We start from the raw sequence: 18479 nt of genomic DNA, 5'->3' as shown, positions 1-18479 counted from the left end.
AGAATTGGAGGCAAACTATGAAAATCAAACAAATCCACCACGTCGCGTACCGCTGCCGCGACGCCAAGGAAACCGTCGAGTGGTACGTCAAGCACCTGAACATGGACTTCGTGCTGGCCATTGCCGAGGATGAAGTACCGTCGACCAAAGCGCCGGACCCGTATATGCACGTCTTCCTTGACGCCGGCCACGGCAACGTGCTGGCGTTCTTCGAGCTGCCGACGCAGGCGCCGATGGACCGCGACCACAATACGCCGGCCTGGGTGCAGCACCTGGCGATGGAGGTCGACAGCATGGACGACCTGCTGGCCGCCAAGGAGCGGCTGATCGCCGGCGGCATCGACGTCATCGGGCCGGTCAACCACACCATCTTCAAATCGATCTACTTCTTCGACCCCAACGGCCACCGACTCGAATTGGCGGTCAACACCGGCACCCCCGACATGATGCAAAAACTCGACGCCGTCAAATGGGAAATGCTCGAGGAGTGGTCCAAAACGCGCAAGGCGCCGAAGCATGCGGCCTGGATGCACGCGCCGGCGGGAGATCAGGCATGAAGCTCGCCACCTTAAAAGACGACAGCCGCGATGGCCGGCTGGTCGTGGTCAGCCGCGACCTGTCGCAATATCAGCTGGTGCCGAAAATCTCGGCCACGCTGCAGCATGCGCTGGACCATTGGGATCTGGTCAAGGATCGGTTGCAAGCGGTGTACACGCTGCTCAACGCGGGCGACTCGGTCGACGCCAAGCCGTTCGACCAGCAAGCCTGCCATTCGCCGCTGCCGCGCGCCTATCAATGGGCGGACGGCTCGGCCTACATCAATCACGTTGAACTGGTGCGCAAGGCGCGCAACGCCGAAGTGCCGGCGTCGTTCTACACCGACCCGCTGATGTACCAGGGCGGCTCGGACAGTTTTATCGGCCCGCGCGATCCGATCTATGCGCTGTCGGAGGAGTGGGGCATCGATCTGGAGGCCGAGGTGGCCGTCGTCACCGGCGACGTGCCGATGGGCGTGAGCGTGGACGATGCCGGCAAGGCGATCCGGCTGGTCATGCTGGTCAACGACGTCTCGCTGCGCAACCTGATTCCGAACGAACTGGCCAAGGGCTTCGGCTTCTTCCAGTCCAAAGCGGCCAGCGCGTTTTCGCCGGTGGCGGTCACGCCGGACGAATTGGGCCATGACTGGACCGACAGCAAACTGCATCTGCCGCTGCTGGTCGACATCAACGACAAGCCATTCGGCAAACCGAATGCGGGCGAAGACATGACCTTCAACTTCGCGCAGCTCGTCGCGCACGCCGCCGCCACGCGGGAGCTGGCGGCCGGCACCATCATCGGCTCCGGCACCGTCTCCAACAAGCAGGGCGGGCTCAATGGGTCGAGTATCGCCAACGGCGGCGTGGGATATTGCTGCCTGGCCGAGGTACGCATGTACGAAACCATCGAAACCGGCAAGCCGCAGACGGACTACCTGAAATTCGGCGACAGCGTGCGGATCGAGATGCGGAACGCGCAGGGCGCCAGCATCTTCGGCGTGATCGAGCAGACCGTCGCGCATTATGGGGAGCGCCGCCGATGAAGCTTTACACCTACTTCCGCAGTTCCGCCGCCTATCGGGTGCGGATCGCGCTCAATCTCAAGGGGCTGGATTACGAGGCGCAGCCGGTGCATCTGCTGCGCGATGGCGGCCAGCATCTGGCGGACGCTTATCGGGCGGTCAATCCGTCCACGCTGCTGCCCACGCTGGTGGACGACGACGGCGCCGTCATCGGCCAGTCGCTGGCGATACTTGAATATCTGGAGGAGACGCGGCCGCAAACCCCGTTGCTGCCGGCCGATCCGGCGGGCCGGGCCCGCGTGCGTGCGCTGGCGTTGACGGTGGTGGCCGATACGCATCCGCTGGGGAATCTGCGGGTGCTGAAGTACATCAAGGGAGAGATGGGGTTGAGCGAGGAGGTCAAGCTGGAGTGGCATCGGCATTGGTTGCGCAGCGGACTGGAGACCCTGGAGGCGTTGCTGGCCGGTGATGCGCGCACGGGTGTCTATTCGCATGGGGATACGCCGACGTTCGCCGACTGCTGTTTGGTGCCGCAGGTGTTCAACGCGCAGCGGTTCGAGGTTGATACGGCGCCGTATCCGACGGTCATGCGGATCAACGCCGCTTGCGCCGCGCTGCCGGCGTTTCAGCAAGCGCACCCGTCGCAGCAACCCGACGCCGAGTAGTACGTCGGGCAAGGCGGGATGGCGTGATCGGCCATGTGTGCGCCGCCAACGACGCATGCATGGCCGCCCTCAAGCCGCCCGCAACGCATCCACAATCTTCATGCGCGCCGCCCTCAGCGCCGGCAGCACCCCTCCAATAAACCCCATCACCAGCGAAAACACCAGCGTCTTCACCACGATATCCACCGTCAGCCGAAACCCGAACGCCAACTCCGAGAACGACTGAAAATTCGTGGTCGAGAACGAGATGAATCGCATCAGCGACGCGCATCCCAGCCCCAGCACGCCGCCCACCACCGCCAGCAGCATCGACTCCGCCAAAAACGCCGCCAGAATATTCCGCCGCTGAAACCCCAGCGCCCGCAACGTGCCGATCTCGCCAACCCGGTTGGCGACCGACGCATACATGGTGATCGTCGCCCCGATCATCGCCCCGATCGAAAAGATCACCGACAAAATCAACCCCAGCACGTTGATGAAGGTCGACAGCGCCTTCGACTGGTCCGCATAAAAAGTCTGCTCACGCTTGGCGTCGAGGGTCAAGCGCTGATCGCCCTCGATATCCTTCTTGAAGCCGTCGAACAGCGACGTGCCGGCCAGCCGCAGCACGACCGCCGAGTAGGCGACCCGCCGGAAGGCCGGCATCAACTGATCGGCGTCGCCCCACACTTCCGAATCGAAGCCGCTGTTCCCCGCGTCGAACAACCCCACGACCGTCCATTCGCGCTGGCCGAAGCGCAGCGTCTCGCCAATGCCGGCGCCGGAGAAGCGGCGCGCGATGCTGGCGCCGGCGATGATCTCCGACGCGCCCGGCCGGAACATGCGCCCGGCCGTCAGCCTCACTTGTGGCCGCAGCACCTGCCCACGCGGGCCTATGCCCCGGATAATGACGTTCGACGGTTTTGCCGAACCGCGCTTGTTGAGCGAGATGAGCACCACTGTCTCCTTGGACAGCAAGGGCTGGCCGTCGGCGCCCAGCGCGATGGAAGGGTGGCTGGAGACGATACTGGCCTGCGTCCGTTCCACGCTGCTCTGCACCTCGGTGTCGGCGCTGCGCCGTATCAGCACCACGTTGTCGTACTCGCCGGTGGTCACCAGCGTGTTGCGCAAGCCCTCATCGAGCATCAGCACCGTCGCGAACACGAACACCACCAGCGCGAGTCCGGCGGCGGTCAGCGCCGTGGTCAGGCGCCGCGCCCATAAATTGCGGGCGACGTAGAAGAGCGGGATCTTCATCGCATTGTCATCCTATGCTCCGCAATCCCTCGACGATGTTGACGCGGGTCGCCCGCAAGGTTGGCGCGATGGCCGCGACCAAGCCGACGGCCAGCGCGGCCAGTATCTGCTGGATCACCGTCAACCGTGTGACTTCAAAGACGGGAAACATCGTTCCCATCACCGTGCCGAGGAAAGCCGCGAATGGAAACAGGATGACGATACCAAGCGCCGCGCCGAACAGCGACAGCAACAGCGATTCGCCCAGGATCATCGCGGAGAGGAAGCCGGGGCCGAAGCCCAGCGCCTTGAGCGTGGCGTATTCGCCCAAGCGTTCGCGCGCGCTCATGGCCATCGTGTTGGCCATCACCGCCGCGATGATCACGATCACGACGAACGACACCACGCGGATCGCCATCACGATCGCCTCCGACATCGAAACGAAACCGAGCTGGAACGCTTTCTCCGTTTCGGTCAGCGTCTCGGCCAGCGAATTGCTGAATTCCCTGTCGATCGCCGCCGAGACGGTGGCGGCGTTTTCCGGCTCGTCGATGCGCACCACGTACACGCCGATCTGGTTGGCGCGGCGGGGCATGGTCTTCTTGAGCGACTCGTTGACGTAATCCCAGTGCAGAAACAGGGTGGCCGTATTGGTCGTGCTTTGCCTGCCGTCGAAGATGCCGCGCACGACCAGTTCCCAGTCGCCGGGATAGATGGTGCCTTTGAGCGGGATGATGTCGCCGACCTTGAACCCGAATTGGTCCGCCAGCTTGCGGCCGACAATGGCGCCCTTGCGGTCGCGCAGGAAGGCCCCGCGCTGGTCGGGCGGCAGCAGGTAGTCGGGGTAGATGTCCAGATAGCTGGCGCCGGAGATGGCAAACTGCGCGAAGAAGTTTTTCGGGTCTTTATAGGTCCCCTGGAACCAGTTGGCGTAGCCGACCCCGGTCACGCCGGGAGCCGCGCGGATGCGCGCCTCGTAGGATAGCGGCAGCGGAAACACCAGCGATGTCTTGTTCCGGGTGACCAGCGTGGTGTTGGAGGCGCCTTCCGCGCCGGCGTACCAGGCGTCGATGACCGTTTGCAGCAGGCCGAAGGCGAAGATCGCCACCACCAGGCCGAGTATCGTCAACGACGTGCGCAGCTTGTGGCGCAAGGCGTTTTTGACGATTAGTCGCAGAGTGTACATGGCGGGGTCCGGGCGTTCAGTTTCAGCTCACGCGCGCTGCGGCTCGTCGGTGAGCAGTTCGCCTTTTTCAAGGTGCACCACGTTACGGGCCTGCGCCGCCGCCTGGGCGTCGTGTGTGACCATGATGATGGTCTTGCCCAACTGCTGGTTCAGTTGCTGGAGCAGCGCCAGGATCTCGGCGGCAGATTGGCGGTCGAGGTCACCGGTCGGCTCGTCGGCCACGATCAATGTCGGATCGCTGACGATGGCGCGGGCGATCGCCACGCGCTGTTGCTGGCCGCCGGACAGCTCGTTCGGCGTGTGGTCCATGCGGTCGGCCAGGTTGACCATCTCCAGGGTCAGCGCCACCCTTTCGCGCCGCTCGCGCCGCGACAAGGGCGTGAGCAACAGCGGCAGCTCGACGTTCTCGAACGCGGTCAGCACCGGCATCAGGTTATAGAACTGGAAGATGAAACCGACGTTGGCGGCACGCCATCCGGCCAGCTCCGTTTCGCCCATGCCGGCGATATCCAGGCCGGCGATCCGCAGCACGCCGCTATCGGGCTTGTCGATGCCGGCGATCAGATTGAGCAGCGTGCTTTTACCGGAGCCGGAGGGGCCCATCAGCGCGGTGAAGGCGCCGGCCGGTATCGACAGGCTGATATCGCGCAGCACCTCCACCACCTGATCGCCACGGCGATAGGACTTGACCAGGTGTTCGATCAGTACCAGCGGCTCGGTCATTTCTTCGCCAATTTGACGGCCTGGCCGTCCTGCAACGCGTCGTCCGGCGCCAGCACGACCCTGTCGCCCGGCTTCAGGCCTTTGACTTCGACCAGCTCGCCGATCTTGCGGCCCTGGGTAACCGGCACCCGTTTGACCCTGGCGCCATCGGCGTCGAGCAGGAATACAAACTGCGCCGACGGCGTGCCGCCGCGCGTGACGATCGCCGCCGGCTGCACGGCGGTTACCGGTTGCTTATCCTGGGGCGGCACGGCCTGCGAGAGGAAGGCGACTTTGGCGCTCATATCCGGGAGCACGCGCGGATCGCGCTCCTCGAATCGCACCTTGACCAGCAAGGTCGCCTTGCTGCGGTCCATGGTCGGCACCATGCGCGACACCGTGCCGGCAAGGCGCAGCTCCGGGAACGCGTCGAGCAGGATTTCCACCGGCTGGCCGACGCGGATCTTGCTCAGGTTCGATTCGGAGACATCCGCCTCCACCTCCAGCGTGTCCATGTCGGCGATGGTGACCACCGCCCCCTTGCTGTCGGCGGCGGAGGAAAAGGGCGTGATGTTGTCGCCGACATTGGCGCTCTTGGTCAGGATCACGCCGTCGAAGGGTGCGCGGATCACCGTCTGGTCCACCGCCACCTGCGCCGCCTGCGCGTTGGCGCGGGCCGCCGCAATGGCGGCCTGATAGCCGGAGATGCTGGCCTTGGCCTTGTTCAGGCGCGCCTGCGCCGTGTCGTAGGCCGAGGCGGCGATGAATTTCTGGTTCAACAGCTCGGCCGCGCGCTGGAAGGCCGATTGCGCGTCATGTAACTCGGCCTGGCCCTGTTCCAGATTGGCCTGCGCGACCTTGACGTTGGCCTGCGCCTGTCCCAGCGCCGCCGCGACGTCGCGGCTTTCCAGCCGCGCGATCACCTCGTCCTTCTTCACGTGCGAGCCTTCCAGCACGCCCAGCCACTCCAGCCGGCCGGTGGCCTTGGATGACAGCGCGGCCTTGCGCTGCGCCACCACGTAGCCGGTGGCGTTGAGGAGCGTGTAATTTTGCGCCGGGTAGGTCTGCGCGACCGCGACCACCTCCACGGCGGGCTTGCCGGCGAGCACGCTCATGGCGAAGGCGCCCACCAGTGCCAGGGCCAGCACCAGCAGCACCATCCTGCCCCAGCGACGGCGCCTGGGACGCGCTCCGGCCGCCGGCGCCTTGGCCTCGCGGTCGATTTTGAGACGGGAAATATCGGGAGTCGCCAATTGGTAGCCTCGGGTTCGCTCGGATTCACTCAGGTTCATCAGTCGGCCGTTGCCAACTTCGCCATCAAATAGTGCGGCAAACGCGTTTGAATCGCAAGCGGCAGGCGTATCTGTGTGTTCAGGTACATACTGCAAGCTACTGCTGTGACAGCATGACCTTTTTCAATTGTTCGGACTTTTATGACCACAATGCCGCGCGCCGAGCGCCCGCCTGCCACCATCGACGCGGCCACGCTCGCCCTGCTGAACGAGTTGCAGAAGGACTCGTTCGACTACTTCGTCAACGAGGTCAATCCCGCCAATGGCCTGATCCGCGACAAGACCGCCGAGGTGTGGCCGGCCAGCATCGCCGCCGTCGGCATGGCGCTGACCGCTTACCCGATCGGCGTCGAGCAGGGTTTCATGGCGCGCGCCGACGCCGTGGTCCGCACCTTGACCACCTTGCGGTTCTTCGCCAACAGCGAACAGAGCGAATCACCCCGCGCCACCGGTTACAAAGGGTTCTATTACCACTTCATCGACATGGGCAGCGGCGCGCGCGCGTGGAAATGCGAGCTGTCCAGCATCGACACCGCGCTGTTGATCGCAGGCATGCTGACAGCGGCCCAATATTTCACCGAGGATACGCCCGACGAAAATGAGATCCGCGCGCTGGCCGACATGCTGTATCGCCGTGTCGACTGGCAATGGATGCGCGGGCGGAACAATCTGGTTTGCCACGGCTGGACCCCCGAAAGCGGCTTTCTGCGCTGGCACTGGGAAGGCTATGACGAAGCGCTGATCCTGTACGTGCTGGCGCTGGGCTCGCCTACTTTTCCGGTGGGACGGGACAGCTACGACGCCTGGTGCCGGAGCTATGAGTGGAAGACGGTGTACGGCATCGACTATCTGTACGCGGGGCCGCTGTTCATCCATCAGATGTCGCATGTGTGGCTGGATCTGCGCGGCATCCGGGATGACTTCATGCGCGAGCACGACTCGGACTACTTCGAAAATAGCCGGCGCGCGACGTATGTGCAGCAAAAGTACGCGATCGAAAACCCCATGGGTTTCCCGGAGTACGGTGCGCTATGCTGGGGCATCACGGCCAGCGACGGGCCGGGGCCGGCCACGCGCAGGATCGACGGCGTGCAGCGCAAATTCTGGGACTATGTCGGGCGGGGCGTGCCGTACGGTCCGGATGACGGCACCCTGGCGCCGTGGGCGGTGGCCGCGTCGCTGCCGTTCGCGCCGGAAATCGTCATGCCCAGCATCATCCACTATCAGGACATGCAGCTGTGCGAGGCGAATCCTTACGGGTTCAAAGCGTCGTTCTCGACGGTGTTCTCGCACGGACGGGTAGCCTGCCGACACTGGGTGTCGCCATACCACTTCGGCATCAACGAGGGGCCGACAGTGATCATGGTGGAAAACTATCTGCACGATTTCCCATGGAATATCATGCGCCGCAACACTTACCTGCAAACAGGCCTGCGCCGCGCCGGATTCGCCGGGGGCTGGCTGGATGGCGAGACCCGAACGTCCTGATCGCATTCGGGTCGGATGGTTGGACGAGGAGGTACAATCTCGCCTTTCCCCTGTATCTAATTAGCATGACGATCCCCGTTTCCATCCTTGATGCGCTGTCGCGCGCCGACGCCTCGTGGCGTCCGCTGCTGATCGAAGGCCTCGATGCCATGCAGGCCGCCACGCCCGGCTACCTCGCCCAACTCGCCGACGACATCTACCTGCCGACCGAACAGCGCCTGTTCGCCGCTTTCGCGCTGCCGCTCGGCGAAGTGCGCTATGTATTAGTGGGGGAGGGGCCTTACCCGCGCGAAGACAGTGCGACCGGCGTCTGCTTCATGGACGGCGCCGTCGGCAGCCTGTGGTCGAACGAAGAGGGCGGCGGCTTGTCCAAGCCTGTCAACAAAGCCACCTCGCTGCGCAACTTCATGAAGATGCTGCTGGTGGCCGACGGCCAACTCACCCTGGCCGATACCGGCGGCGCGGCGATGGCGGCGATTTCGACCCTTGCCCGCAGCGGCGGCGGCACCCATATTCAAACACTGGCCGAGATGCAGCAAAAGCTGACCGAGCAAGGTTTCCTGCTGTTGAACGCCTCGCTGGTGTTCCGCAGCCACGTACCGCCGGTCAAGGACGCTAAAGCCTGGCTGCCGTTCTTCGAGACGGTCATGGGCGGCCTGGCGGCCCAGGCCCAGCAAAAGCCGACCATGATTCTATGGGGGAAAATCGCCGAATTGCTGAAAAAGTTGCCGGTAATGAAAGAATTTCCGCAGATCACGGCCGAGCATCCGTACAACCTGAGTTTCATCGGCAATCCGGACATGCACGCGCTGTTCCAGCCGATGCGCTTGCTAAAAGGCAAGTGAGGTGGAAGTGGCCAAGGGGCCTCCCGGCAAACTTTCATAAAGTTTGGTATACTTGACTAAATCGATCAACTAATCAGGCTTTAACTGAGCAGTCGGGTCGATATTTTAACCTAGCTGAACCGAGGTAGTGATGCGTCTGACCACCAAAGGCCGTTTTGCTGTGACTGCGATGATCGATCTGGCTTTGCGCCAAGGCAAAGGCCCGGTCACGCTCTCAGGCATCAGCCAGCGTCAGGCGATCTCGCTGTCGTATCTGGAACAGCTGTTCGGCAAGCTGCGCCGCCACGAGATCGTCGAATCGATCCGCGGCCCGGGCGGCGGCTACAGCCTGGCGCGCCGGGCCGACAAGGTCACGGTGGCCGATATCATCATCGCCGTCGACGAGCCGCTGGACGCGACCCAATGCGGCGGCAAGGAGAATTGCCACGGCGCCGACGCCGCCAGCGGCGTGCGCTGCATGACCCACGAACTGTGGGCCACGCTGAACGAAAAGATGGTTGATTATCTGGATTCCGTTTCGCTGCAGGATCTGGTCGATCAACAGAAGCAAAAGAATGCTGAACAAAACGTGGTTGTCATGCACCGCAACCACGCCGCGCTGGGTTGAGCGCTTTAGCGCTTTGGCTTAAATACATACAGAAAACCGGAGTTACCAGATGAACGCCCCAGAAAAAAACCTCGCCGCCGTGAAGTTCCAGACCGCCCCGCATTTCCCGATCTACATGGACTACTCGGCCACCACGCCGATCGATCCGCGCGTCGCCGACGCCATGATTCCCTACCTGCGCGAGCAGTTCGGCAATCCGGCCTCGCGCAGCCACATGTACGGCTGGACGGCTGAGAAGGCGGTCGAGGAGGCGCGCGGCCACGTCGCCGCCCTGGTCAACGCCGACCCGCGCGAAATCATCTGGACCTCCGGCGCCACCGAGTCGAACAACCTGGCCATCAAGGGCGCGGCGCAGTTCTACAAGACCAAGGGCAAGCACATCATCACCGTCAAGACCGAGCACAAGGCGGTGCTGGACACGGTGCGCGAACTGGAACGCGTCGGCTTCGAGGCGACCTACCTGGAACCGCAGGACAACGGCCTGATCACCATCGAGCAATTGACCGCCGCGATCCGCCCGGACACGATCCTGGTGTCGGTCATGCTGGTCAACAACGAAATCGGCGTGATCCAGCCGATCGACGAGATCGGCGCGCTGTGCCGCTCGAAGGGCATCATCTTCCACTGCGACGCCGCCCAGGCGACCGGCAAGGTCGTCATCGACCTGCAAAAAACCAAGGTCGACCTGATGACCTTCACCGCCCACAAGACCTACGGTCCGAAAGGCATCGGCGCGCTGTACGTCTGCCGCAAGCCGCGCGTGCGCATCGAAGCGCAGATGCACGGCGGCGGTCACGAGCGCGGCCTGCGTTCGGGCACCTTGCCGACCCATCAGATCGTCGGCATGGGCGAAGCGTTCCGCCTGGCCAAGGTCGAGATGGACAGCGAGATCGCCCGCATCAAGGCGCTGCGCGACCGCCTGGCCAACGGCCTGCAAGAGATCGAAGAGACCTACATCAACGGCGACATGGAGCACCGCGTGCCGCACAACCTGAACGTCAGCTTCAACTACGTCGAGGGCGAATCGCTGATCATGGCCGTCAAGGACCTGGCCGTGTCGTCGGGCTCGGCCTGCACCTCGGCCTCGCTGGAACCGTCGTACGTGCTGCGCGCGCTGGGCCGCAGCGACGAGCTGGCGCACAGCTCCATCCGTTTCACCATCGGCCGTTTCACGACGGAAGAGGATATCGACTTCGCCATCGACTTGATGAAGTCCAAGGTACACAAACTGCGTGAACTGTCGCCGCTGTGGGACATGTTCAAAGAAGGCATCGACATCAGCTCGATCCAATGGGCAGCCCACTAATCTTAAAGATACAGGAGCATCAAAATGGCTTACTCGGAAAAAGTGTTGGACCACTACGAAAATCCACGCAACGTCGGCGCCTTCGAAAAGGGCGATGACAGCGTCGGCACCGGCATGGTCGGCGCGCCGGCCTGCGGCGACGTCATGAAACTGCAAATCAAGGTTGGCGCCGATGGCCTGATCGAAGACGCGAAATTCAAGACCTACGGCTGCGGTTCGGCCATCGCATCGAGCTCGCTGGTGACCGAATGGGTCAAGGGCAAAACCTTGGATCAGGCGCTGGCCATCAAGAACACCCAGATCGCCGAAGAACTGGCGCTGCCGCCGGTGAAGATCCACTGCTCGATCCTGGCGGAAGACGCGATCAAGGCGGCTGTTCTGGATTACCAGACCAAGCACCCGGTAGCGGCGTAAATCTGCTTCACAGCACTGTCTTACAGCGGCGCGCGGGCGAAAGTCCGGCGCCGGTACGGAGAATCACATGGCAATCACCCTGACCGAAAAAGCAGCTAAGCACATCAACCGCTACATCGAGCGTCGCGGCAAGGGCGTCGGCTTGCGTTTTGGCGTGCGCACCACCGGCTGTTCGGGCCTGGCCTACAAGCTTGAATATGTCGACGAAGTGGCGGACGAGGACAGCGTCTTCGAATCGCACGGCGTCAAAGTGTTCGTCGATCCGAAAAGCCTGCCGTACATCGACGGCACGGAGCTCGATTTCGCGCGCGAGGGGCTCAACGAAGGCTTCAAGTTCCACAACCCGAACGAAAAAGACGCATGCGGTTGCGGCGAGAGCTTCCGCATCTGATAGACATGCAAAATCACTTTGAGCTGTTCAATTTGCCGCAGCGGTTCGCCGTCGACGCGGGGGCGCTGGACAGCGCCTACCGCGACGTGCAAAGCCGAGTCCACCCCGACAAATTCGTCAACGCGACCGACGCCGAAAAGCGCGTCGCCATGCAGTGGGCCACACGCGCCAACGAAGCCTATCAAACGCTGAAAAATCCGCAGAAGCGCGCGCAATACATGTGCGAGCTGCACGGCGTCGATTTACAGACCGAGTCCAACACGGCGATGCCGATGGCCTTCCTGATGCAGCAGATGGAATGGCGCGAAGAACTTGGCGACGCCCGCGCCGGCAAGGACGCCGACGCGCTCGAAGCGCTCGACAAGCAACTGCGCGCCGCCCGCAAGGAGCGCCTGGCCGAGATCGAACGACAGATCGACGCCGACGACTACGAGCAAGCCGCGCAAGGCGTGCGCGCGCTGATGTTCCTCGAAAAATTCAAAGACGAAATAGAACACAGCTTCACCGCGATCGAAGACAACTAACAAAACTCCGGGGTCAAGTCTGACATTCGGACACGAGCTCTGCCTTAAGACGGCCCTAGCGCCGAGGCCGTGTCCGAATGACAGACTTGACCCCCGGATTAAAGGCTTGAATCACATGGCACTTCTGCAAATTTCCGAACCGGGTATGTCGACCGCGCCGCACCAGCATCGGCTGGCGGTGGGGATCGATCTGGGCACCACCAATTCGCTGGTCGCCACCGTGCGCAACAGCATTCCAGAAGTGCTGAACGATGAGGATGGCCGGCCGCTGCTGCCGTCCGTGGTGCGCTATCTGCCGAACGGCCACGCCAACATCGGCTACAAGGCGCAGGCCGCGCAGACCACCGATCCGAAAAACACCATCGTCTCCGTCAAGCGGTTCATGGGGCGCGGCCTGGCCGATATCGCCTACGCCGAAAACATGCCCTACGATTTCCAGGACACGCCCGGCATGGTGCAGCTGAAAACGATCGCCGGCATCAAGAGCCCCGTTGAAATCTCCGCGCAGATCCTGGCCACGCTGCGCCAGCGCGCCGAGGATTCGCTGGGCGACGATCTGGTCGGCGCGGTCATCACCGTGCCCGCGTACTTCGACGACGCCCAGCGCCAGGCCACCAAGGACGCGGCGCAACTGGCCGGCATCAACGTGCTGCGCCTGCTGAGCGAGCCGACGGCCGCCGCCATCGCCTACGGCCTCGATAACGGCTCCGAGGGCATCTACGCCGTCTACGATCTTGGCGGAGGCACCTTCGATATCTCGATCCTCAAATTGAGCAAGGGCGTGTTCGAAGTACTGTCCACCGGCGGCGACTCCGCGCTCGGCGGCGACGATTTCGACCACCGCCTGTTCTGCTACATCCACCAGCAGGAGAAGCTGGCGCCGCTGTCCGACGAGGATACCGCCATCCTGATGGTCAAGGCGCGCGAAGCCAAGGAGCTGCTGTCGACCAAGAACGAAGTGACCGTCGACGCGATCCTGAATTCGGGCGAAGAAGTGCATCTGAAAATCACCGCCGAGACCTTCCAGGAGATCACCAAGCACCTGATCGCCAAGACCATGAGCGCCATCAAGAAGGCGCTGCGCGACGCCAGCGTCGATGCCGACGATGTCGACGGTGTCGTCATGGTCGGCGGCGCGACGCGCATGCCGCACGTGCAGCGCGCCGTCAGCGAGTACTTCCACACGATCCCGCACGCGAACATCGATCCGGACAAGGTCGTCGCGCTGGGCGCGGCGGTGCAGGCCAATCTGTTGGCCGGCAACCGCGCGCCGGGCGACGACTGGCTGCTGCTGGACGTGATTCCGCTGTCGCTCGGTATCGAGACGATGGGCGGCCTGGTCGAGAAGATCATTCCGCGCAATTCGACCATCCCTTGCGCACGCGCGCAGGAGTTCACCACGTTTAAAGACGGCCAGACGGCGCTGGCGGTGCACGTGCTGCAGGGCGAGCGCGAGCTGGTCTCCGACTGCCGTTCGCTGGCGCGCTTCGAGCTGCGCGGCATTCCGCCGATGGTCGCCGGCGCCGCGCGCATCCGCATCACCTACCAGGTCGACGCCGACGGCCTGCTGTCGGTCTCGGCGCGCGAACTGCGCTCCGGCGTCGAGGCGTCGATCACCGTCAAGCCGGCCTATGGCCTGGGCGACGACGACGTCGCGCGCATGCTGCAGGATTCGTACAAGTCGGCCGATGTCGACATGGTCGCCCGCGCGCTGCGCGAAGAGCAGGTCGAGGCCGAGCGCATCATCCTGGCCACGCAGTCGGCGCTGGACGAAGACGCCGGCCTGCTGTCGGACGAGGAACGCGTATCGGTCGACGTCCTGATGAACAAGGTGCGCGACGTGATCGCCCAATCGCAGACCGGCGCCGCCGACCACGTCGCCGTCAAGGCCGCCGTCGAGGCGCTGGCCCACGGCACCGAAGAATTCGCGTCGCGCCGCATGGATCGCAGCGTGCGCAGCGCACTGGCCGGCAAGACGCTCGACCAGGTAGTTTAAGAACCCATAAGACAGAGGTATCAAGTGCCACAAATCGTATTCCTGCCCCACGCAAAACTGTGCCCGGACGGCGCCGTCGTCGAAGCCGAAGTCGGTAAAACCCTGTGCGACATCATGCTGGAAAATGATATCCACATCGAGCACGCGTGCGAGAAGTCCTGCGCCTGCACCACCTGCCACGTGCTGGTGCGCGAGGGCTTCAATTCGCTGAGCGAAGCCAGCGAAACCGAGGAAGACCTGCTGGACAAGGCCTGGGGCCTGGAGGCCGTGTCGCGCCTGTCGTGCCAGGCCGTCGTGGCCGAGGAAGACCTGGTCGTCGAAATCCCGAAATACACCATCAACCACGCCAGCGAAGGCGGACACTGATATGAAGTGGACGGACATCACCGCGATCGCGGAAGCGCTCTACGATAAGCATCCGGACATCGATCCGCTGACTATCCGCTTCACCGATCTGCACAACTGGATCGTCGATCTCGAGGAGTTCGACGACGACCACACGCGCGGTGGTGAAAAAGTTCTCGAAGCGGTACAGCAGGCGTGGATCGATGAAGCCAAGTAAGCCGACCAAGCCAGCCAAGGCCGCGCCGGCCAAAATCGGCGCCATTGTCACCGGCGCCGACAACATGCCGGAGATCCGCGAAGGCCAGACCGTCGCGTTGCTGCAGGAGCTGCACATCCTGACCCGCGACGGCAAGATGAACCAGGACAGCCGCCGCAAGCTCAAACAGGTCTACCACCTGTACCAGTTCATCGAGCCGCTGTTGAAGGAAGTGCTGGCCGAGAAGGGCCAAGTGTCGCTGGTCGACCACGGCGCCGGCAAGTCCTACCTTGGCTTCATCATTTACGACCTGTTCTTCAAGGCGCTGAACGACGGCTCCCATATCTACGGCATCGAAACCCGCGAAGAGCTGGTGTCGCGCTCGCAGGAGCTGGCCAAGCAGTTCAACTTCCCGGGCATGTCGTTCCTGCCGCTGTCGGTGGCCGAATCGACCGAATCGAAGCTGCTGCCGGACCAAATCGACATCGTCACCGCGCTCCACGCCTGCAACACCGCCACCGACGACGCCATCCACTTCGCGTTGAAGAAGAAGGCCAAGTACATGGTGCTGGTGCCTTGCTGCCAGGCGGAAGTCGCGTCGGTGCTGAAGAAGAACAAGGGCCAGTCGCTGGGCAAGTCGGCGCTCACTGAAATCTGGCGCCACCCGATCCACACCCGCGAATTCGGCAGCCAGATCACCAACGTGCTGCGCTGCCTGCAACTGGAGGCGCACGGCTACCAGGTCAACGTGACCGAGTTGGTGGGCTGGGAGCACTCGATGAAGAATGAGCTGATCATCGCCACTTACAAAAATCTGCCGCGTCAGCGCCCGTCCGAGCGCTTGCGCGAGGTGCTTGAAACGGTCGGTTTGGAAGAAATGGGCAACCGCTTCTTCACCGAACAACTGGAAAAACAGTAGAAAACGAAAGGGTGACGGAACGATGAGTGATCTGAAAGAAAATTGGTTGGATCTTCGCAGCGACACCGTCACCCGCCCCAGCGCGGCGATGCGTGCGGCGATGAACGCGGCCGATGTCGGCGACGACGTCTACGGCGACGACCCCACCGTCAACCGCCTGCAGGAATACGCCGCCGATTTGTTCGGCTACGAGGCGGCCCTGTTCGCGCCTTCGGGCACGCAGAGCAATCTGCTTGCGCTGCTGGCCCATTGCGGTCGCGGCGACGAGTACCTGGTCGGGCAGGAAGCGCACACCTACAAGTACGAAGGCGGCGGCGCGGCGGTGCTGGGCAGTATCCAGCCGCAACCCATCATCAACCAGGCCGACGGCAGCCTGGCGCTGGCCGACATCGCGGCGTACATCAAGCCCGACGACATCCACTTCGCGCGCACCAAGCTGCTGGCGCTGGAGAACACCATCGGCGGCCGCGTGCTGCCGCTCGAATACCTCCAGCAGGCGACCACGCTGGCCCATGAACGCGGCCTGGCCACGCATATGGACGGCGCGCGCATCTGCAATGCGGCGGTCAAGCTGGGCGTGAGCCCGCGCGCGGCGGTGGCGGGCTTCGATTCGGTCTCGGTCTGTTTGTCCAAGGGCCTGGGCGCGCCGGTCGGCTCCATCCTGTGCGGCAGCAAGCCGCTGATCAAGGAAGCCACGCGTTGGCGCAAGATGCTCGGCGGCGGCATGCGCCAGGCCGGCATCATCGCCGCCGGCGGTTTGTACGCGCTGGAGCACAATATCCCCCGCCTGGCCGAGGACCATGACAACGCCGCCTACTTCGCCGCCGAGCTGTCCAAACTCAAAGGTATCCAGGTCAGCGCGCCGCAGACCAACATCTTCTACGTCGATATCCCGGCCGATGCCTGCCGGGGTCTGAGCGACGTATTGCAACTGACCCGCATCCGCGTGTCGATGTCGCCGCGCCTGCGCATCGTCACGCACATGGATGCGTCGCGCGACGATATCGATCGCGCCATTACCGTTTTTGGGGATTTTTTCGGATGACCGACAGCACCACAGATAACAGCCTTCGTCTGGCCAAGCGCCTGGCCGAGATACTTCCATGCTCGCGCCGCGAGGCCGAACTCTATATCGAGGGCGGTTACGTCAGCGTCGACGGCGTGTTGGTGGAGGAGGCCGGCGCGCGCGTGACCCTGGAGCAGAAGATCGAGCTGGCGCCCGACGCCACGTTGCTGGAAATCGTGCCGGTCACGATCCTGCTGCACAAGCCCGCCGGCGCCAACGGCGGCGTGGGCAAGGACGGTTCGCCGGCCATGCATCTGCTGAACGCCGAATCGCTGACACGCAGCGCGCCCGGCCAGCGCTTCCTCAAGCGCCACCTGGTCAACCTGACGTTGACCACGCCGCTCGAGACCAAGGCCAGCGGCCTGCTGGTGTTTACGCAGGACTTCCGGGTCAGCCGCAAGCTGGTGGACGAGCAGGCGAAGATCGAACAGGAGATCATCGTCGAAGTCACCGGCAACATCATGGAAAACGGCCTGGCGCTACTCAACCACGGGCTGCCGTTCAACGGCAAACCGCTGGCGCCGAACAAGGTGAGCTGGCAGAACGAGAACCGTCTGCGCTTCGCGGTGAAAAATCCCAAGCCGGGCCAGATTGAACACGTGTGCAAACTGGTCGGCCTGGGTGTGGTGTCGATGAAGCGCATCCGCGTCGGCCGCATCGCGATGGCCAGCCTGCCGGTGGGCGAGTGGCGCTACCTGCAGGATCACGAGCGCTTCTAAACGTAGCTTACGCCTTCGTCGCGGCGCGGCGGCGACGCGCCATGACGCCCAACAGGCCAAGGCCGCCGGCCATCATCGCATAGGTCGATGGTTCAGGCACCGCCGAGACGTTGGACAGCAGCAGCGTGCCGCAGTCCGACCCACGGCAGGCGAGGACGGCGATCTGGTTGTTTTCGTTGATGCCGATCGCTTCCGAGATATTCCAGCCGTCCAACCCTGTCACCAGGGAGTTGATGTTGTACATCACGCCACTTTGCCACAGGAAGCCCACGCCGAAGCCGTCGCCGCCGACCACGATGCCGGCGTTGTTGACGTCCCTGGCGGTGATTGCGAAGCCGTCCAAAGCGGTCGTCACGCCATTGGCGTAGAGGTAAGAATGGCTGGCCTGCGTCGAATAGTCGCGCGAGGTGATCACGGTGTGGCCGTTGTCGCTGATGGCGACCGCCTGGGCGGTGGTGCTACCGTCGTTCGGGAAGGTGCCCGACAGGTTGGTCGTGCCGTTGTTCGAGAAGACCAGGGCTTCGTTGAGCGTCTGGCCCGCGCTGCCGGCGATCTGGCCATTATTGTTGATCGCGTAAGCGGCGCTTTGGTTGGCGTTGGTTGGCGTCAAACTGGTGGCGGTTCCATTCGAATACACAAAGCCTTGGACGCCGGCGTCCGTCGTCACATTGCCGGTGATCTGGCCGGCGTTGTTGATCCCGGTCGCCTTGCTGTTCGTCGGGCCGATGTTGGTGTAGACGCCGTTGGAATAGCTGAACGCCTGGTTGCCGCCATACTGTCCGACGATCTGGCCGACGTCGTTGATGCCATAGGCGAAACTTCTGCCCGATGGCGAACCCAGATAGCTCAAGCCGCTCCCGTTGTACAGAACCGCTTGCGTGGCGTCATAGCCAACCACCTGGCCGAGATTGTTGATGGCGGTAGCGGAGAAGCCGCCGAGATAAGTCATGCTGAACTGCGGCGCCGTGCCGGCCAGGGCCGGCAGTGTCGCGGCGCTCAGGATCAGCGAGGCGATGAATTTAATTTTGGTAGAGATCAAGGCAGT

The 18479-nt window shown here is 63.3% G+C and carries 21 protein-coding genes; 16 read left to right on the top strand and 5 right to left on the bottom strand.

Features of this window, described 5'->3' with window-relative positions; genetic code table 11:
• Positions 1-17: 17 nt before the first annotated feature.
• The 3 genes from MRBLMU1_RS19520 to maiA are packed head-to-tail and all read left to right on the top strand — an operon-like array spanning position 18 to position 2223.
• Complete coding sequence (locus tag MRBLMU1_RS19520) at positions 18-557, top strand: VOC family protein (RefSeq protein ID WP_363504411.1); 540 nt, start codon at positions 18-20, stop codon at positions 555-557.
• Positions 554-1579 carry a fumarylacetoacetate hydrolase family protein gene (locus MRBLMU1_RS19515; protein ID WP_363504408.1) on the top strand — a complete coding sequence of 342 codons (1026 nt, stop codon included), beginning with the start codon at positions 554-556 and terminating at the stop codon, positions 1577-1579. The genes MRBLMU1_RS19520 and MRBLMU1_RS19515 overlap by 4 nt, the downstream gene beginning before the upstream one ends.
• On the top strand, positions 1576-2223 hold the full coding sequence (gene maiA / locus MRBLMU1_RS19510) for a maleylacetoacetate isomerase (RefSeq protein ID WP_363504405.1): 648 nt from the start codon (positions 1576-1578) through the stop codon (positions 2221-2223). The genes MRBLMU1_RS19515 and maiA overlap by 4 nt, the downstream gene beginning before the upstream one ends.
• 69 nt (positions 2224-2292) lie before the next feature.
• Here maiA and MRBLMU1_RS19505 read toward each other — a convergent pair whose 3' ends face one another.
• The 4 genes from MRBLMU1_RS19505 to MRBLMU1_RS19490 are packed head-to-tail and all read right to left on the bottom strand — an operon-like array spanning position 2293 to position 6618.
• Positions 2293-3459, bottom strand: coding sequence for an ABC transporter permease (locus MRBLMU1_RS19505; protein ID WP_363504402.1), 1167 nt, complete (start codon positions 3457-3459; stop codon positions 2293-2295).
• A 7-nt stretch (positions 3460-3466) separates the two neighbouring features.
• Complete coding sequence (locus MRBLMU1_RS19500; RefSeq protein ID WP_363504399.1) at positions 3467-4624, bottom strand: ABC transporter permease; 1158 nt, start codon at positions 4622-4624, stop codon at positions 3467-3469.
• A 27-nt stretch (positions 4625-4651) separates the two neighbouring features.
• The gene (locus tag MRBLMU1_RS19495) at positions 4652-5347 is read right to left on the bottom strand and encodes an ABC transporter ATP-binding protein (RefSeq protein ID WP_363504396.1); all 696 of its coding nucleotides are present in this window, start codon (positions 5345-5347) and stop codon (positions 4652-4654) included.
• Positions 5344-6618: an efflux RND transporter periplasmic adaptor subunit gene (locus tag MRBLMU1_RS19490; RefSeq protein WP_363504393.1), complete on the bottom strand. Its 1275-nt coding sequence runs from the start codon at positions 6616-6618 to the stop codon at positions 5344-5346. The genes MRBLMU1_RS19495 and MRBLMU1_RS19490 overlap by 4 nt, the downstream gene beginning before the upstream one ends.
• 141 nt (positions 6619-6759) lie before the next feature.
• On the opposite strand from MRBLMU1_RS19490, the gene MRBLMU1_RS19485 reads away from it, so the two are divergent.
• The 13 genes from MRBLMU1_RS19485 to MRBLMU1_RS19425 all read left to right on the top strand — a co-directional run bounded on the left by MRBLMU1_RS19485 (position 6760) and on the right by MRBLMU1_RS19425 (position 17434).
• On the top strand, positions 6760-8106 hold the full coding sequence (locus MRBLMU1_RS19485) for a glucoamylase family protein (protein ID WP_363504390.1): 1347 nt from the start codon (positions 6760-6762) through the stop codon (positions 8104-8106).
• Positions 8107-8171: 65 nt separating this feature from the next.
• Positions 8172-8951 carry a uracil-DNA glycosylase gene (locus MRBLMU1_RS19480; RefSeq protein ID WP_363504387.1) on the top strand — a complete coding sequence of 260 codons (780 nt, stop codon included), beginning with the start codon at positions 8172-8174 and terminating at the stop codon, positions 8949-8951.
• 130 nt (positions 8952-9081) lie between these two features.
• Entirely contained in the window at positions 9082-9558 is a 477-nt protein-coding gene (gene iscR, locus MRBLMU1_RS19475; RefSeq protein ID WP_090314522.1) for a Fe-S cluster assembly transcriptional regulator IscR, read from the top strand.
• 49 nt (positions 9559-9607) lie between these two features.
• Complete coding sequence (locus tag MRBLMU1_RS19470; RefSeq protein ID WP_363504384.1) at positions 9608-10864, top strand: IscS subfamily cysteine desulfurase; 1257 nt, start codon at positions 9608-9610, stop codon at positions 10862-10864.
• A 24-nt stretch (positions 10865-10888) separates the two neighbouring features.
• Positions 10889-11278 (top strand): Fe-S cluster assembly scaffold IscU, encoded by a 390-nt coding sequence (iscU, locus tag MRBLMU1_RS19465; RefSeq protein ID WP_020702063.1) that lies wholly within the window; start codon positions 10889-10891, stop codon positions 11276-11278.
• A 67-nt stretch (positions 11279-11345) separates the two neighbouring features.
• Positions 11346-11669, top strand: a complete 324-nt coding sequence (gene iscA, locus MRBLMU1_RS19460; RefSeq protein WP_019920390.1) for an iron-sulfur cluster assembly protein IscA — start codon at positions 11346-11348, stop codon at positions 11667-11669.
• Positions 11670-11674: 5 nt separating this feature from the next.
• A complete protein-coding gene (gene hscB / locus MRBLMU1_RS19455; RefSeq protein ID WP_363504379.1) occupies positions 11675-12193 on the top strand; it encodes a Fe-S protein assembly co-chaperone HscB in 519 nt (172 codons plus the stop codon).
• Positions 12194-12308: 115 nt separating this feature from the next.
• The gene (gene hscA / locus MRBLMU1_RS19450) at positions 12309-14189 is read left to right on the top strand and encodes a Fe-S protein assembly chaperone HscA (protein WP_363504376.1); all 1881 of its coding nucleotides are present in this window, start codon (positions 12309-12311) and stop codon (positions 14187-14189) included.
• 24 nt (positions 14190-14213) lie between these two features.
• The gene (gene fdx / locus MRBLMU1_RS19445; protein ID WP_090314518.1) at positions 14214-14555 is read left to right on the top strand and encodes an ISC system 2Fe-2S type ferredoxin; all 342 of its coding nucleotides are present in this window, start codon (positions 14214-14216) and stop codon (positions 14553-14555) included.
• A gap of 1 nt (position 14556) precedes the next feature.
• Complete coding sequence (gene iscX / locus MRBLMU1_RS19440) at positions 14557-14751, top strand: Fe-S cluster assembly protein IscX (protein ID WP_008450499.1); 195 nt, start codon at positions 14557-14559, stop codon at positions 14749-14751.
• The gene (locus MRBLMU1_RS19435; protein ID WP_363504371.1) at positions 14738-15649 is read left to right on the top strand and encodes a class I SAM-dependent methyltransferase; all 912 of its coding nucleotides are present in this window, start codon (positions 14738-14740) and stop codon (positions 15647-15649) included. The genes iscX and MRBLMU1_RS19435 overlap by 14 nt, the downstream gene beginning before the upstream one ends.
• Positions 15650-15671: 22 nt before the next feature.
• Positions 15672-16694, top strand: coding sequence for a low-specificity L-threonine aldolase (gene ltaE / locus MRBLMU1_RS19430; RefSeq protein WP_363504368.1), 1023 nt, complete (start codon positions 15672-15674; stop codon positions 16692-16694).
• The gene (locus tag MRBLMU1_RS19425) at positions 16691-17434 is read left to right on the top strand and encodes an rRNA pseudouridine synthase (RefSeq protein ID WP_363504365.1); all 744 of its coding nucleotides are present in this window, start codon (positions 16691-16693) and stop codon (positions 17432-17434) included. Before ltaE ends, MRBLMU1_RS19425 begins: the two co-directional genes overlap by 4 nt.
• 7 nt (positions 17435-17441) lie before the next feature.
• On the opposite strand, the gene MRBLMU1_RS19420 is transcribed toward MRBLMU1_RS19425, so the two are convergent.
• On the bottom strand, positions 17442-18473 hold the full coding sequence (locus MRBLMU1_RS19420) for a PEP-CTERM sorting domain-containing protein (protein ID WP_363504362.1): 1032 nt from the start codon (positions 18471-18473) through the stop codon (positions 17442-17444).
• Between the last annotated feature and the right edge of the window lie 6 nt (positions 18474-18479).

Origin of the sequence: Burkholderia sp. LMU1-1-1.1, assembly GCF_040675865.1 — a bacterium.
Taxonomy (GTDB): Bacteria; Pseudomonadota; Gammaproteobacteria; order Burkholderiales; family Burkholderiaceae_D; genus Rugamonas.
Note: the sequence above shows the minus strand (reverse complement) of the source record. Positions and strands in the feature narration are given on the sequence as shown.

Bases quoted from the DNA above. Each gene is read 5' to 3' on its own strand.
- MRBLMU1_RS19485 (WP_363504390.1), top strand. From the start codon at position 6,760: ATGACCACAATGCCGCGCGCCGAGCGCCCGCCTGCCACCATCGACGCG.
- iscU (WP_020702063.1), top strand. From the start codon at position 10,889: ATGGCTTACTCGGAAAAAGTGTTGGACCACTACGAAAATCCACGCAAC.
- ltaE (WP_363504368.1), top strand. From the start codon at position 15,672: ATGAGTGATCTGAAAGAAAATTGGTTGGATCTTCGCAGCGACACCGTC.
- MRBLMU1_RS19490 (WP_363504393.1), bottom strand. From the start codon at position 6,618: ATGAACCTGAGTGAATCCGAGCGAACCCGAGGCTACCAATTGGCGACT.
- MRBLMU1_RS19515 (WP_363504408.1), top strand. From the start codon at position 554: ATGAAGCTCGCCACCTTAAAAGACGACAGCCGCGATGGCCGGCTGGTC.
- iscX (WP_008450499.1), top strand. From the start codon at position 14,557: ATGAAGTGGACGGACATCACCGCGATCGCGGAAGCGCTCTACGATAAG.
- iscR (WP_090314522.1), top strand. From the start codon at position 9,082: ATGCGTCTGACCACCAAAGGCCGTTTTGCTGTGACTGCGATGATCGAT.
- MRBLMU1_RS19505 (WP_363504402.1), bottom strand. From the start codon at position 3,459: ATGAAGATCCCGCTCTTCTACGTCGCCCGCAATTTATGGGCGCGGCGC.
- MRBLMU1_RS19425 (WP_363504365.1), top strand. From the start codon at position 16,691: ATGACCGACAGCACCACAGATAACAGCCTTCGTCTGGCCAAGCGCCTG.
- maiA (WP_363504405.1), top strand. From the start codon at position 1,576: ATGAAGCTTTACACCTACTTCCGCAGTTCCGCCGCCTATCGGGTGCGG.
- MRBLMU1_RS19520 (WP_363504411.1), top strand. From the start codon at position 18: ATGAAAATCAAACAAATCCACCACGTCGCGTACCGCTGCCGCGACGCC.
- MRBLMU1_RS19435 (WP_363504371.1), top strand. From the start codon at position 14,738: ATGAAGCCAAGTAAGCCGACCAAGCCAGCCAAGGCCGCGCCGGCCAAA.
- hscB (WP_363504379.1), top strand. From the start codon at position 11,675: ATGCAAAATCACTTTGAGCTGTTCAATTTGCCGCAGCGGTTCGCCGTC.
- MRBLMU1_RS19500 (WP_363504399.1), bottom strand. From the start codon at position 4,624: ATGTACACTCTGCGACTAATCGTCAAAAACGCCTTGCGCCACAAGCTG.
- MRBLMU1_RS19470 (WP_363504384.1), top strand. From the start codon at position 9,608: ATGAACGCCCCAGAAAAAAACCTCGCCGCCGTGAAGTTCCAGACCGCC.
- MRBLMU1_RS19480 (WP_363504387.1), top strand. From the start codon at position 8,172: ATGACGATCCCCGTTTCCATCCTTGATGCGCTGTCGCGCGCCGACGCC.
- MRBLMU1_RS19495 (WP_363504396.1), bottom strand. From the start codon at position 5,347: ATGACCGAGCCGCTGGTACTGATCGAACACCTGGTCAAGTCCTATCGC.
- hscA (WP_363504376.1), top strand. From the start codon at position 12,309: ATGGCACTTCTGCAAATTTCCGAACCGGGTATGTCGACCGCGCCGCAC.
- iscA (WP_019920390.1), top strand. From the start codon at position 11,346: ATGGCAATCACCCTGACCGAAAAAGCAGCTAAGCACATCAACCGCTAC.